Source organism: Planococcus glaciei (assembly GCF_900099655.1).
Classification (GTDB): domain Bacteria; phylum Bacillota; class Bacilli; order Bacillales_A; family Planococcaceae; genus Planococcus; species Planococcus glaciei.
In genome coordinates, this window is sequence record NZ_FNDC01000001.1 from 164,775 (window position 1) to 178,396 (window position 13,622).

Sequence of the window (13,622 nt, forward strand, 5' to 3'; positions counted from 1 at the left end):
TGATGAAAGAAAAACTCCTTAATCTCCCATTCTATTTAATCTGCCTTGGTTTGGCTTTTCTTGCCCATGGAGTCTTTCTGTACCAATGGACCCGGCAGCATTATATGATCGGCATCAATGACGGCGGCTCTCAAATGCTGCCGTTTAAACATTTGCTTTACAATCAGTACACGAACGGCGAGTTTTTCTACTCCTTCGACTTTGGGCTCGGCGCAGGAACCTTCAGCGAGCTGTCCTATTACTTTTCCACGTCACTTGTGTTTTTGGTGTCGGTCGTTATTGTGTTTGCCTTGGAGTCGCTCCATGCCATCGGGTCGCCTGATGTCTTGTTCTGGGCAAATGCTGCTGTCTGGATTAACGTGATTCGGCTGAGCCTGGTGCTGTTCATCACTGCCCGTTTGTTTATGTATATGAAAATCACCCGCTTCCCTGCCCTGCTCGGCGCCAGCATCTACGGAATTTCCGGCATGTATTTCCGGCATGCCACCTATTGGGAATTTTTTGCGGATGCTTTTCTATGGCTGCCGATTCTGATTTTTGGGATTGAGAAAGTGTTCAGAGAGCAAAAGCCTGGTTGGTTTTTGTTTGCCGTCTCGATTTCCTTGATCGACAATTTCTATTTCTCTTATATCAACTTCCTGTTAGCCGGACTATACATACTTGCTCGCTTGGCGATTCGCCAGGAACCAAATGAAACCGGCTGGCTGAAAGCCGTCGCGGTGTTTCTTGTTACTGGGATTATTGGTTTCGGCATCAGTGCCGTGTCTTTTGTGCCGGCTGTTTATGCATTTTTGAACAACCATCGCCCGGATTTTGAACAGGAAATCCCTTGGGTTGATTTGACCGACAACATCCTGTTTACAAGCCGTTTCATTGTGCTGCCAGCTATTTTTGTATTATTTCTTTTTTGCTTTTCGCTGTACCGCCACAAAACGTTCCGGTTGTTTGCCGTTTTGGGCATAGCCGGAACACTGCTTCACTTCAGTCCGGTTGCAGCAAGTGTATTTAACGGCTTTTCAGCCCCTCAATACCGCTGGGAATATTTCCTGTCATTGGTTGCCGGCGGCACGGTCGCGGCCGGTTTCCAGCACATCAAGACACTGACGCGCCGCCAATTCGCTGCGGCAGGTGTTTTGACCGCGGCTGTATATATGTTCGCCGTATGGATGGATCAGACATTTGATTGGGGTGCCCAGTCTACGGCTTTAATTTTGCTTAGCCTGCTGCTTACCTTCCTATTATCACTGGCCGTGCTGCAATTCAAACAGCCATCCGTTAAAGCTTTGCTAGCAGGATTTCTGATTGTTTCCACCCTCGGTTTTGCCAACATCTATCAAGTGGAAAAAATACTGGAGGATGGCCGGATTGAACACGTCAACAAAGATCTGCTGACGAGTTCCGGATACGACACGGCGGAAGTGCGCGGCCTCATTGAAGGCATCCATGAACGAGAAGACGGCGTTTCCTACCGCATCGACTGGATGGAAGGCGTCCGGAACAACACGCCGATTGTCCAGGACTTCCGGGGATTGAGCGCCTATTCAAGCATCCTGAATAAAAACCTGTTGTATTTTTACCTGTATGACCTGCAAATTGATATGGGCCGCGAAAGCGTCAGCCGCTACGCTACTCTTGGCAACCGGGCCAATCTTCACAGCTTATTGCAGGGCAAGTATGCCATCAAAGAAAAGGGCGATCCGAATGTTCCGTACGATTTTACCGAAATGATGTCTTCCGAGAATTACATTGTCTATGAAAACGGCAATCCGCTGCCGTTTGCCCGTGCAGCTTCCGCTGTGTATTCCGAACAGCAGCTCGAGAGCCAGCCGGCCATCGTTCGGGAACATGCCATGCTGACAGGTATTGTCTTAGATGGAAGTGAAGCTTCCGCAGCCCTGCCGGCGGCAAAAGAACAAACCGATGCTTTTGAAGTTCAAGAAGCTGAAGCCATTTTCCGTGATGGGAATTTGGCAGTTTCCGGAGATACCGGTGGAATTGATCTGGTCCGCAGCGATTCGGCTTTTGCCGAAGGAGATTTGTATGTTTCCTTCCGCTTGGAACATATCTCGCCGAATAAAGGCTTTCCACTAACAGTAAATGGCTACGAAACCAGCCGGAAAGCAAATACCTCGATTTACCGGACTTACGTCGACGATATCACCGTGCGGATTCCGGCTGAAGATACCATCAAAATCCGTATGCCAAAAGGCGTTTATCAACTTACAAACCTTCAAATCTTTGAAGAGCCTTATACCGTTCTGCAGGAGCAAAGCCAAAAAAATACCGGCTTGCAGGCATTATCTATTGATGGAAGCCAAGTAAATCTTTCGTATGACAATTCGGCTGATGAAAAGTACCTGGCGGTGAATATCCCATTTGAGCGTGGCTGGAAAGCGGCAGTGAACGGCCAGGAAGCAGAAGTGTTAAAAGCAAACTATGGCTTTGCGGCCATCCTTCTTTCAGAAGGGGCCAATGACATCACCTTTACTTATCGTCCGCCCTTTTTCTACCTGACCTTAAGCATCAGCCTGTTTTCTCTCTTAATCGGCGGCCTGTATGTTTTCTGGAGCAGTCGGAAAACTCGAATCTAATTTAGTTTCCATCGGTTTTCTCCTACAAAAGGTTCCATTTATCTGAATTGAGTTTATTTTCCCACCAAAATGTGTAATGAAGAATAACACGAATTCAAGGGAGGAAATGACGAGATGAAGCGATGGGCGATGCTGATCCTTTCAATTCTACTGCTTTTGATTCTTGCAGCCTGTGGAAATAACGAAGATCCACCTACCGAAACCGATGGAGCTACCGAAGTCGAGGATGAAAATGTAGACGAAGGCAATGAAGACCCGCCAAACGGCGAGGAAGCTGAAGACAACTCAGATGAAGGCTCAAGCGAAGATTTAATGTTTGCAACGGTTGAAATGATGGACAGCGACGGCAATGCTACAGGCACTGCTGAACTGAGCGCAGAAGACAAAGGCGTTAAAGTGGTTCTGCAGCTTGAAAACCTTGAATCCGGCGGCCATTCCGTTGAATTCCGGGATGCCGGAAAATGTGAAGCTCCTGATTTTGAAACGACCGGAGAGCCATTCGGCGGCGACATACCGGATATTGAAGTAGGCGATGACGGCAAAGTAAACGAAGAATTTATGGTGGAAGGCGTCACTATGAAAACAGGAGAAGAAAACTCCCTGCTGAAAGAAGGCGGAGCTTCCCTCTTTGTCCAAGGCAGCGATAACTCGGAATCAGTGGCTTGCGGCGTTATTACGGCAAATCCTCAACAATAAAAAGAGCGGGAATAAACCCGCTCTTTTTTTCATGCCGTTTTCTCTTCTTTTTCTGCGTTTAGCGGCCCCCTTACAGGGAATAAAAAATCTAGACACTATTTTAAGGAGGACGAATGCATGTCAAATGAAGACAAATATGAAAAAATTGATGAAGAAGTGGAGCCCCAGGAACAACCGGAACAACCGGGACACGAATCCGAGATGGCTCCTGAACCTATTTTCGATGACAAAGATTATAAAGGCTCAGGGAAACTTGAGGGAAAAGTTGCATTGATTACCGGCGGCGACAGCGGAATTGGACGTGCGGTCGCGGTGGCGTTCGCAAAAGAAGGAGCAAATGTCGCGATTGCTTACTTGGATGAACATGAAGACGCTGATGAAACGGTTAAAGCCATTGAATCCTACGGCGTGAAAGCATTTAAGTCAGCGACGGATGTCAGCGATGTGGAAAACTGCAACCAGCTGATTGTTGACGTCGTTTCCGAGTTTGGCCAATTGAACATATTGGTGAACAATGCCGGAAAACAGTTCCCGCAGGATGACTTTTTGGCCATTACGCCGGATCAATTAATGGAGACGTTTACCACAAATATATTCTCCATGTTCTATTTATCGCAAGCAGCAATTCCCCATATGCAAAAAGGGGATTCCATCATCAATACTTCTTCCGTTACGGCATACCGCGGCTCATCATCGCTGATCGATTATTCGTCGACCAAAGGAGCCATCACAACGTTTACCCGCTCGCTTTCGCAAAGCCTTGCTGAAAAGGGCATCCGGGTCAACTCAGTGGCTCCCGGCCCAATTTGGACACCGCTGATCCCTTCAACATTCGATGCCGAAAAAGTTGGCAAACACGGCGGAGACACGCCAATGGAACGCCGCGGCCAGCCTGCGGAAGTGGCACCGGCTTATGTGTATTTCGCTTCCAAAGACTCCACTTATGTCACTGGTCAAGCCATCCATGTAAACGGCGGAGACTTTATTTCTTCCTGACAATACCCAGCCAAGGCTCTCGAAGCCTTGGCTTTTTTCATTTCTTACAAAAATACGGTTTCATAGGCTATATTCGGGTATAAGAGTGATAGAAATCTCTTAATTGGGGAGGTGAAAGAGTTGAGATATATCGAAGCATTGCTTATGAAGTTCGCCATGGTATTTGCCGTTCTGTTTGTCATTTTAGGGCTTACGTATGGAGTTGAAGTATTTGATATTTTCCTCCTTAGCCTCGTCATTACACTCGTCGGGTTTATCGGAGACTTGGTTCTTTATCCGCGTACCTCCAATAAAGTTGCAACTGGGGGCGACCTTGTCCTTTCTTTTCTGATCGTGTGGCTCTTGGGGTTGGCCTTGATTGAAAACCCCGACTTCTCGCTTGTAACGGCTGCCATCTTTTCCGCTATTGTGCTTGCAGCCGGTGAGTGGTTTTTCCATATTTACCTTACCAAACGCCTTTGGGAACAGAAGGAAACTTCTAAAACAATAAAACGCGACGCCCCACGGCAATCGTAAATTTAAAGACGCTGAAGCAGCCGCTTCAGCGTCTTTTATCTATGCATCATTCACTAGCAGGCAGGAAGAAAAGAACTTTTTGGGTCCCTCCGTAATGAGCGATGGGCCGCTCGAGGTGAAAGTTTTTTAGCAGAAAACTGGCCATCGTATTTTTATAGATCTCCCCTTGGATATACTGGAGCTCCCACGGAGGATGGGCAATGTCGACGCGCAGCAATCTGTTCTTCGGCTTTGTCCATAAACAATAACGTTCCGTCAGCCATGAATCAAAAACACTCTTTTTGATGGGTTCTGATGCAATTTGATAAGTTAAGCTAAGCGCCTCTGGAAATGCATGCCGGTGTGTTCTGCGGCTTTTAAAAAGACAGGTCCCTTGCCTTCCATCCATTTTCATCCGGGCGTGGCGGTAAGGCAGAAAATCTCCAGTACTTGCGGCTTTTACCGCTAATGCACTGTCAGCATCCAATGAAAAAAAGTAGACTCCAGAACGTCCTTTGTAGTTCACATAAGTTCTGACATTCAACTCGAGATACGGCGGAACGACCGGTATCGGAGAGATACCTCTTAAACTTGTTCCTTTGGCCTTGAATAAGACAACGCCAATCCAGGCGAATCCATCATACAAATCCAGTTCAAGTTCTTCGGGCACACGCTTCCTCACCCATTCTGCCTGGACAGGCCAGTGCAGGAAAACCACTTCATGCCATTCTTGTTTCATTGCCCAGGGTCGATTTGCCATAAATCCACCTCTTTCGCAAAAGAAATAAGCCTCTTCAATGAAGAGGCTTGGTTTTCTTATTTCAGGTCTTCTTCCGGAAGCGTGTTATGGGCTTCAGGAGGAGCTGGTTTCAAAATTGGGCGTTCGCTCAAAGGTTCCGGTTTTTGAACCGTAATCGGATGTCCGTCCGGAGCCGGCTGGCTTACCCACGGCAATTGATCAGCCGTACTTGTTTCTGGATTTACGTAAAGAATATGTGAAAATTCTTGTGCTTCCCATTCAGGCGGAACAGTTGATGGTACAATTGGGCCCTCTTTGGCTTCTAAATCTTTAATTGCCGCAAGCCACTGGTTTTGGTGCATCGTGTCGCGTGCAATCAAGAAAGAGAACAAATCTTTGACGCCTTTGTCATCGGTCATGCTGTACAAGCGCGCCACTTGCAGACGCCCTTGCGACTCCGCGTTGACGTTTGCACGGAAGTCAGCCAATAAGTTCCCGCTGGCTACAATATAGCCTGCGTTCCACGGAACACCGTTGCTGTCTTTAGGAGATGCTCCCAGACCATGAACAATCGCGTGCTGTGGATTCATGCCGCCCATGATAGCTCCGACAATCGGATCCGCTGCCGCTTTTTCCTGTTCATAGACAGGCGCACCTTCTAATAAACGGGCAACGAGGGTTGCCAGCATTTCGATATGCCCAAGTTCCTGTGTTCCTGTATCCATCAATAAGTCTCTGTATTTTTCATTTCCTCTTGTGCTCCACCCTTGGAATAAGTATTGCATCGCTACCGACATTTCACCGAATTGGCCGCCGATCAGTTCCTGGACCTGCTTAGCAAATACCGGATCTGGGCTCTCCGGTTTGACATGGTATTGAAGTTCGCTTCTGTGGAAAAACATAGACATTACCTCCTGAATGATTTTTAGTTTTCTTTGGAGTTCGTTGAGTTGGAGTTCTTACCGCCACCACTGTTAGATGACGCATCTTGCGGGTGGCCGCCATCGTAATCGGAATCATTGCCGCCGCTGTTAAAGGTTTTGCTGCTTGAGTCTTTGCCATCTTTTTGTACTGAAGAACCGGTTGCTGATTGGTTTTCGGCTTTGCCAGAACTGTTTCTGTTGTTGCCCGACTCTCTTTTTTCGCTCTCTTCCTTCTTCATCGCTGCTTCATGTTCCCGTTGTTCTTTATCCATATTTTTTCCTCCTTTCGTTGTTTTGACGGCGTATTATCTGAATACCCTGCACTTTTTACTTAAAACCATTTTTTGTCTTCTGCCAGCTGATTCATACAAAAGTCATATGGCTTTTAGGCATAAAAAAAGAAGAGGCTCATGCCTCTTCTGGGGTATGGATTAAGTTACTTTCAATTCTACGTCAATATTGTCTCTGGTTGCTTTGGAATATGGGCAGACCTGGTGTGCTTTTTCAACCAGTTCGCGTGCTTTTTCTTCATCTACGCCTTGGACCGAGACATTCAAGGTAACGCCGATTTTATAGCCGCCGTCTGATTCATCTTTCAGGAAATGGACATCCGCTTTTACGGATGTGCTTGAAACATCCGCCTTTTCTTTTCGGATGACCAATCCAAGTGCACCGTCAAAGCAAGCAGCATAGCCTGCTGCAAAAAGCTGCTCTGGATTTGTGCCATGGCCCCCTGGTCCTCCCAGTTCTTTCGGTGAAACCAATTGAAAATCGATAATATTGTCTTCAGACACGACTCTTCCTTCTCGTCCTCCGGTTGCTAATACGGATGTTGTAAATAATGCTGCCATCTTTCCAACTCCTTTTCTTATTTAAATTTTCAAATAAATTAGCGAACAATTAAAACGTACTAGTTTTCAGCACACGAGTCAACCGATTTGATTCATCTCTTCCTTCCTTTTTCTTACGTTTCAGGAAGCGGTGAGAGGGTAAATGAACAAATAGACAAGTGAGATACTCTGAGGAGGAAGATACGATGGCAAAAGTAATGGCGGTTTTATCCAGCGGTTATGTAGACGAAGAAAACAATTACGTGACGGGATGGTGGGCAGAAGAATTGTTCGCCCCTGTCCTTGCACTCGAAGCAGAAGGACATATAGTTGGGCTTGCTTCACCGAAAGGCGGAAAACCCGTTGTAGATCCTATAAGCCTGAGTGAAGAGTATGATCCGGAAGGCAAGTACAAAAAATTATACGATTCCGGTGTTGCCGATAAAACAACGCCGATTGTGGATGTTAAAGCGAGTGACTACGACGCCATTTTCATCGTGGGCGGGCACGGTGCGATGTTCGATTTGGCGCATAACGAAGAACTCCATACCTTGATCAATATCGTGTATGGGCAAGGCGGCATCGTCGCAGCAGTCTGCCACGGCCCTGCTCCTCTCGTCTATACGAAACTGCCGAATGGACGAGGCCTTTTGGAAGGCCTGGACGTAACAGGCTACCCTAACAATATGGAGCCAAAAGAAGTGGTGGGCTTACTTCCTTTCAGCCTGGAAGACGAATTAAGCCGCATCGCCAACTACAAAGCTGAAGCAAATGAAAAAGAATATGTGGTCTGGGGCAGTGAACAGATTTTGACCGGACGCGATCCCCAATCTTCTCCGCTTTTCGGAAAAGAACTGGCGAAAAAACTGACAAGCATCGAGCAAAAGCAGGAAGAGAAGTTTTTTGATTAAGCCCATTGGTTTAGGGTATGTAGTTGGTAAAGAGGAATAGCATTAACAGGGAGGCGTAAATATGAGCGACAATAAAGAGCCGAAAGAAAAAGAATACATGAAAGCCAGCAAGGAATCGCTAAAGCATCCCCCTAACAATAAGGAAGGGCTGCAGGAGCCGAGAACAACCGGCTACAAGCCGCTTCAGATCGGCATCGTCATTTTTGCGATTCTTGTACTCATCGTTGTCATTATCGGAATCAGCAATGGCATGTGGGGCCTCTTCAACTGATTGCCATCCGGCAGTCAGTTTTCTTTTTGACGGAAAACCTGCAAAAACACCTGGACTAGCAAACTATTTGCTAGTCCTTTTCAGGGCGTGCCTGCAAAGAATTTGCCAACCAGAAAAGAAGGATAAATGCCAATACTGTAAACAAATTAAATTTTATATCTTCCACAATTGTGTAGAGGATGATAAATCCCAAAAACATAGCAGCACTGCTCACATTATAATTTTGAAGAAGCTTTTGCTTAAAATCCACTGACTGCAGCCCCATTTTCTCAGATTATTCTTTCTATCTTACTCTTTCCAGCGCTGGTTCGCCATCTTATTCCAGATTTTTCTTTTATAGGCCCAAGTCCTGTCAACTAATCATTGTCCCTATAGCCCTTCTCGATGATTTCAGCATACATTTTTATCAAAAAAAAGCTTTTCGCTTGAGAGCGAAAAGCCTTTTCTTTTATAAACTTTCAGTCAGTTCGATTTTAGCATCCACCAGTTTTCCTCCGCGGTACACTTTCACGTTCAAAGTATCACCAACCTCAGCTTCCGTATAAAGGTGCTGGCGAAGTTCCAAGACAGAGTTTACCGCTTTCCCGTCTAATTCAACGATTACATCATATGGCTGTATGCCGGCTTTTTCCGCCCCGGAACCTGGCGCCACTTCACTCACTACGACACCTTCCGTTACATCTTCAGGCAACCCCAGCTGGCTATTGCGGTATTGCTGCGGCACCGAAGACAAGTCCATGATGCTCACTCCGATTGACGGCCGCTCCACTTCCCCTTTTGCTTCCAAATCTTGAATGATCGGAATGGCTGAGTTGATTGGAATGGCCAACCCGATGCCTTCTACTGCATCCTGGGCAATTTTCATCGAGTTGATGCCGATCACTTGCCCTTGGCTGTTGATCAGCGCACCGCCGCTGTTGCCCGGGTTGATCGCTGCATCTGTTTGAAGAACTTCAGCTTGCCAGTCTTCCGTGCCGTCTCCGTTGACATCAATCGGAACAAGCCGCTCGGTTCCTGATACGACACCTGTTGTGACCGATCCGGAAAATTGAAGCCCAAGCGGGTTGCCGATGGCAATCACCGGCTCTCCGGCTTTCAATACAGAAGAATCGCCAAATTCAGCGATTGTGGAAATGCTGCTGCTGTCGACTTTCAATACAGCCAAGTCTGTCCAGACATCAGTTCCCAGAACTTCTGCGTCCAGCTCTGTTTCATCAGCCAAGGTAACTTTCACTCTTTCTGCACCTTCCACTACATGGTTATTGGTCACAATATAGGCAGATCCGCCATCTTTTTTATAGATGACACCAGACCCCGTACCCGCTTCCTGCGCTTCTGCTCCAGCAGCCGGCATGAACGGATTTTGCTGGGCAGTTTTTAGGTTGGTCACCCCGACTACTGCCGCTGAAGTGGCATCCACAATTTCTGTGACATCTGTCGTGACGATGTCTGAAACATTTTGTATGCCGCTTGCAGTCTCTACGGTTCTCGGCTGATTTTCTGCTGCTGTGCCCACATCCGCAAATTGCGGAATGGCAACTCCAACAAGCAACGCTCCCGCGATCAATCCTGAAAAGCTTGAAGCAAAATAGCCTGTCCGTTTTTTCTTTGGTTCACTTGAATTGTAATATCCCATAGTTAATCGCTCTCCTTAATTTAATTTATTTTCGATTTCGTATGATGCTTGCTTTTCCGACAGCCACGCAGCATATTCGGTATTCAAAGCTTCATCGAACAAAGTTTCCTTGATTTGTTCTTTGCTGTTTTGCAGTGTCGCTTCCTGTGCTTCAGTTTTGTCCGTCACTTTGATGATGTGGAAGCCGTATTCCGTTTCCACCGGTTCACTGATTTCATCGGTTTTCATCGCAAAAGCTGCTTCCTCGAATTCGGGAGCCATTTCGCCTGTGCCAAATGCCCCGAGGTCGCCCCCGCTTTCTGCGGTGGCCGTATCGGTTGAGTACTCTTTTGCCAGTTCAGCAAAATCTCCGCCGTCTGCCAGCTTCGCCGCCACTTCATCTGCTTTTTCCTTCGTCTCTACTAAAATATGGCTCGCTTCGACTTGTGCCGGCTGTGCCAGGCTTTCTTTGTTTTCTTCAAAATAGCTTTTGATCTCCTCATCCGTGATGTCAATGTTTGGTCCCAGCAGCTTTTCGATTTTCACTTGCGTTTCGATATCTGCCGCTAAATCTTCCATCGTCATACCGGTCGCTTTCACTGCTGTTTCCAAAGCTTCAGAACTGCCGTATGCTTCTTCGTATACAGCCATTTCGGCATCAAGCTCTTCCTGGCTCACTTTAATATCCGCCTTCTCCAGCTCCTGTTTAACGATTTCATTTGCAATCATCGAATCGAGCGTCTCGGCCCCTGTAGCTTTCACCATTTCCCCGTACAGGGCATCCCGTTCAATCGCTTTTCCATTTACCGTTGCCACCGCATCGCTCGGGGCAAAACTTGCCGCCAAAAATACCGCTGAGGCAATCACTGCTCCAATTGCTATATATACCGCTTTTTTCATCTTCAACCCTCTTCCTTCATCTCGTTAATCAAATCTTAGCAAGCAAATATGAATAAACTATGACCAAACCGTTAATAGAGATGTAAACTTTGGACAAAAGAAAAAACCTGAAAGCAAAATGCTTTCAGGTTCCACCACTCTTTTATTCTTCTGCTGGCTCTTCCAACTTCCCTTTATGCGGCAAGCGGATGGTGAATTTCGTGCCTTTGCCTGTTTCGCTTTCCACCCGGACGTCTCCGTCGTGCAAAGCGATCAATTGTTTGACGATGGACAGGCCAAGGCCGAATTGGCCGCTTCCCCGCGACAGATCCGCTTTGTAAAAGCGCCGCCAGATCAAATCGATTTCTTCCACGTCGATTCCGCTCCCCGTATCCTGCACTTCAATGACCATGTATTGCGGTTCTTCAAAAGCTTTCAATACAATCCGGCCATTCTCGGTAAACTGGATGCTGTTTTTCACAATATTGGTAAGCACTTGTATGAGCCGGTCCATATCTCCGTAGATCACCTGACCCGGTTCGGTTTCGATTTCAATGACATCGCCTTTTTCAGCCGCCTGCATCTGCAGCTGTTCCTGGATGATTTCCAGAAGTTCATCGGCTTCAATTTCTTCTTTCGCCAAAGTTACTTGATTGGAACGGATTTTCTCGTAATCCAAGTTTTCGTTGACAAGGCGCATCAGCCGCTTTGTTTCATCACTCACCAAACGGATGCCTTTTTCCCGCTGGTCTTCTGCAATCATGTTATTGCGCAGTCCTTCGATAACGCCTGCAATCGTGGTCAGCGGTGTCCGCATTTCATGGGAAACGTCCGCCATGAATTGGCGGCGCCTGTTTTCCAGGCGGTCGATTTCCTCACTCGACTGTTGCAATTTATTGGCCATTTTATTGAAATCCTTTGCCAAATCGCCAAATTCGTCAAATTGGGATTCCGGCAAATTGACTGCATAGTTCCCTTCACTGATCATGGCTGCGGCTTTTTGCATACGCTGAAGCCGGCTGACGTGCAGCTTCGACAGCAGCAGGCTTAACAGCAGTGCCACAGCCAAAGCAATCAGGATTGTCGTCAGCAGCGATTTATTGAGTTCTGAAATCATTTCGCTCGTGCCGCTGATGGGGGAGGCCAGCAGCACCCCGCCAATCAAGCGGCCATTTTCCACATAAGGCAGCGCGACAAACGTAACGGTGTATTCAAAACGTTCGACATCCCGGTTAACGACCAGCGTATCGCCTTGTTCAATAACGTTCCATTCTTCCTGCGTCAGTACGACTGGCGGGAAATTGCCGGAGGAAGGATAAAGAATCCGGCTTTGCTGGTCAAAAACAATGAAATTGATGTTTTGGGCGTCCAAAATCGACATATACGACTGCAACCCTGCCCCGGGCCGCGGGCTTTCCAATTCTTCCAGAATCTTCTGCCCGTAGCTTTCCAGCTCTTGCGCTTTTTCTTCATAAGCAAAGTCTTCCACATACCGGACAAACAACAAACTCAAAATCAAAAAAGCGATCAGCAGAATGCTCAAATGGCTGGCAATCAGTTGATAGAAATACTTAACCCGTGTGTTCTTCAAACTTGTACCCTACTCCCCAAACGGTGTGGAACAGCTCATCCCCGCCGGCTATTTTCTTGCGCAGCCGCTTGATATGGACGTCGACGGTCCGTTCGTCGCCGTAGAATTGATAGCCCCAAACCTGTTCAAGCAATTGTTCACGGCTGAATACCTGCTTTGGATGCTGAAGGAAAAAGACGAGCAGGTCAAATTCTTTGGGCGTCAGGCTTTGAACCGCTTCACCGTCTTTCTGGATTTCCCGGGTTTCTTTGTTTACGATAAAATGCCTGGTTTGAATCATATCCGACACTGGCTCCGCTTTTCGGGCTCTCCGCATGACGGCTTTGATGCGGGCCATCAAGGTCAGCGGACTGAACGGTTTGGTGACGTAATCATCGGCGCCCATTTCAAAACCGATGACTTGGTCGGATTCGCTGTCTTTTGCCGTCAGCATAATAATCGGTACAGAACTGCCTTCTTCGCGTATTTTCCGGCAAAGCGCGATGCCGTCCATGCCGGGCAGCATCCAATCAAGGATCAGCAAATCATAATCGCTTTGCTGGTACTTCTTATATCCTTCCAGTCCATCGGCTGCAAAATCGCCGGTGATGCCTTCTTTTGAGAAAAATAATTCGAGCATGGAACTTACACTTGGATTGTCTTCCACCACCAGTATTTTCATGCTTCCCCTCCGTCTCTTGTTTCTATAAAAATAAATCACAATTTCCCCAGACGCAAGCGATAGCGAAAAGTTTAGGTGCTCCCGCCAATGCAAAGAGCGATCGGTCAAAACAAAAACCGCTCTTTATAAGAGCGGTTAGCATGTTGAGAAAGATATAGAAAAAATTCCCCTTAGAATATCTCCGATATTCCGCAAACCAGCTGCGCTTGCCGCGGGCGAGCGCCAAGCCTCCTCAGCCGCTGCGCGTCTTGCGGGGTCTCGGCTGTCTCGCTTTCCCGCAGGCAAGACATTAGCCGAAGCCTGCGAGGCTAAGTCTTTGCGACGAAGCGCATAGCGCTGCAGGAGCAGTAGGGTTTTCTCCGCTGGTTTGCTCCATATCGACAGTGAACCATGAATAAAAAGCATCCATACTCATCCACTTTTA

General features: G+C 47.3%; 15 protein-coding genes. 6 read left to right on the plus strand and 9 right to left on the minus strand.

Features of this window, described 5'->3' with window-relative positions; all coding sequences use genetic code 11:
- The first annotated feature begins 2 nt into the window (after positions 1–2).
- From BLQ32_RS00825 to BLQ32_RS00840, 4 genes are all read left to right on the plus strand, one after another.
- Entirely contained in the window at positions 3–2,591 is a 2,589-nt protein-coding gene (locus BLQ32_RS00825) for a YfhO family protein (protein WP_074508730.1), read from the plus strand.
- 114 nt (positions 2,592–2,705) lie between these two features.
- Positions 2,706–3,287, plus strand: coding sequence for a superoxide dismutase family protein (locus tag BLQ32_RS00830; protein WP_074508731.1), 582 nt, complete (start codon positions 2,706–2,708; stop codon positions 3,285–3,287).
- Positions 3,288–3,404: 117 nt separating this feature from the next.
- Positions 3,405–4,283: an SDR family oxidoreductase gene (locus BLQ32_RS00835; protein ID WP_074508732.1), complete on the plus strand. Its 879-nt coding sequence runs from the start codon at positions 3,405–3,407 to the stop codon at positions 4,281–4,283.
- Between the two features lie 120 nt (positions 4,284–4,403).
- A complete protein-coding gene (locus BLQ32_RS00840; protein WP_051413759.1) occupies positions 4,404–4,799 on the plus strand; it encodes a DUF2512 family protein in 396 nt (131 codons plus the stop codon).
- Between the two features lie 46 nt (positions 4,800–4,845).
- Here the strand turns inward: BLQ32_RS00840 and BLQ32_RS00845 are convergent, their stop codons facing one another.
- The 4 genes from BLQ32_RS00845 to BLQ32_RS00860 form a co-directional block, all read right to left on the minus strand.
- Positions 4,846–5,538, minus strand: coding sequence for a YqjF family protein (locus BLQ32_RS00845; RefSeq protein WP_074508733.1), 693 nt, complete (start codon positions 5,536–5,538; stop codon positions 4,846–4,848).
- A 56-nt stretch (positions 5,539–5,594) separates the two neighbouring features.
- Entirely contained in the window at positions 5,595–6,419 is an 825-nt protein-coding gene (locus BLQ32_RS00850) for a manganese catalase (protein ID WP_036804970.1), read from the minus strand.
- Positions 6,420–6,442: 23 nt separating this feature from the next.
- Positions 6,443–6,712: a hypothetical protein gene (locus BLQ32_RS00855; protein WP_053165134.1), complete on the minus strand. Its 270-nt coding sequence runs from the start codon at positions 6,710–6,712 to the stop codon at positions 6,443–6,445.
- Between the two features lie 159 nt (positions 6,713–6,871).
- Entirely contained in the window at positions 6,872–7,291 is a 420-nt protein-coding gene (locus BLQ32_RS00860; protein WP_036804974.1) for an organic hydroperoxide resistance protein, read from the minus strand.
- A gap of 185 nt (positions 7,292–7,476) precedes the next feature.
- Here BLQ32_RS00860 and BLQ32_RS00865 point away from each other — a divergent pair, with 185 nt between their 5' ends.
- Both BLQ32_RS00865 and BLQ32_RS00870 read left to right on the plus strand, forming a co-directional pair.
- Positions 7,477–8,181 carry a type 1 glutamine amidotransferase domain-containing protein gene (locus BLQ32_RS00865; protein WP_036804976.1) on the plus strand — a complete coding sequence of 235 codons (705 nt, stop codon included), beginning with the start codon at positions 7,477–7,479 and terminating at the stop codon, positions 8,179–8,181.
- Positions 8,182–8,242: 61 nt separating this feature from the next.
- On the plus strand, positions 8,243–8,452 hold the full coding sequence (locus BLQ32_RS00870) for a hypothetical protein (RefSeq protein WP_036804978.1): 210 nt from the start codon (positions 8,243–8,245) through the stop codon (positions 8,450–8,452).
- Positions 8,453–8,522: 70 nt separating this feature from the next.
- Here BLQ32_RS00870 and BLQ32_RS00875 read toward each other — a convergent pair whose 3' ends face one another.
- From BLQ32_RS00875 to BLQ32_RS00895, 5 genes are all read right to left on the minus strand, one after another.
- Positions 8,523–8,702: a hypothetical protein gene (locus BLQ32_RS00875; protein ID WP_139150475.1), complete on the minus strand. Its 180-nt coding sequence runs from the start codon at positions 8,700–8,702 to the stop codon at positions 8,523–8,525.
- A 198-nt stretch (positions 8,703–8,900) separates the two neighbouring features.
- Positions 8,901–10,088, minus strand: a complete 1,188-nt coding sequence (locus BLQ32_RS00880; RefSeq protein WP_074508735.1) for a S1C family serine protease — start codon at positions 10,086–10,088, stop codon at positions 8,901–8,903.
- A gap of 15 nt (positions 10,089–10,103) precedes the next feature.
- Positions 10,104–10,967: a peptidylprolyl isomerase gene (locus BLQ32_RS00885; RefSeq protein WP_175557049.1), complete on the minus strand. Its 864-nt coding sequence runs from the start codon at positions 10,965–10,967 to the stop codon at positions 10,104–10,106.
- 142 nt (positions 10,968–11,109) lie between these two features.
- The gene (locus tag BLQ32_RS00890; RefSeq protein WP_074508737.1) at positions 11,110–12,537 is read right to left on the minus strand and encodes a sensor histidine kinase; all 1,428 of its coding nucleotides are present in this window, start codon (positions 12,535–12,537) and stop codon (positions 11,110–11,112) included.
- Positions 12,518–13,198, minus strand: coding sequence for a response regulator transcription factor (locus tag BLQ32_RS00895; protein ID WP_074508738.1), 681 nt, complete (start codon positions 13,196–13,198; stop codon positions 12,518–12,520). Before BLQ32_RS00895 ends, BLQ32_RS00890 begins: the two co-directional genes overlap by 20 nt.
- Positions 13,199–13,622: the final 424 nt, after the last annotated feature.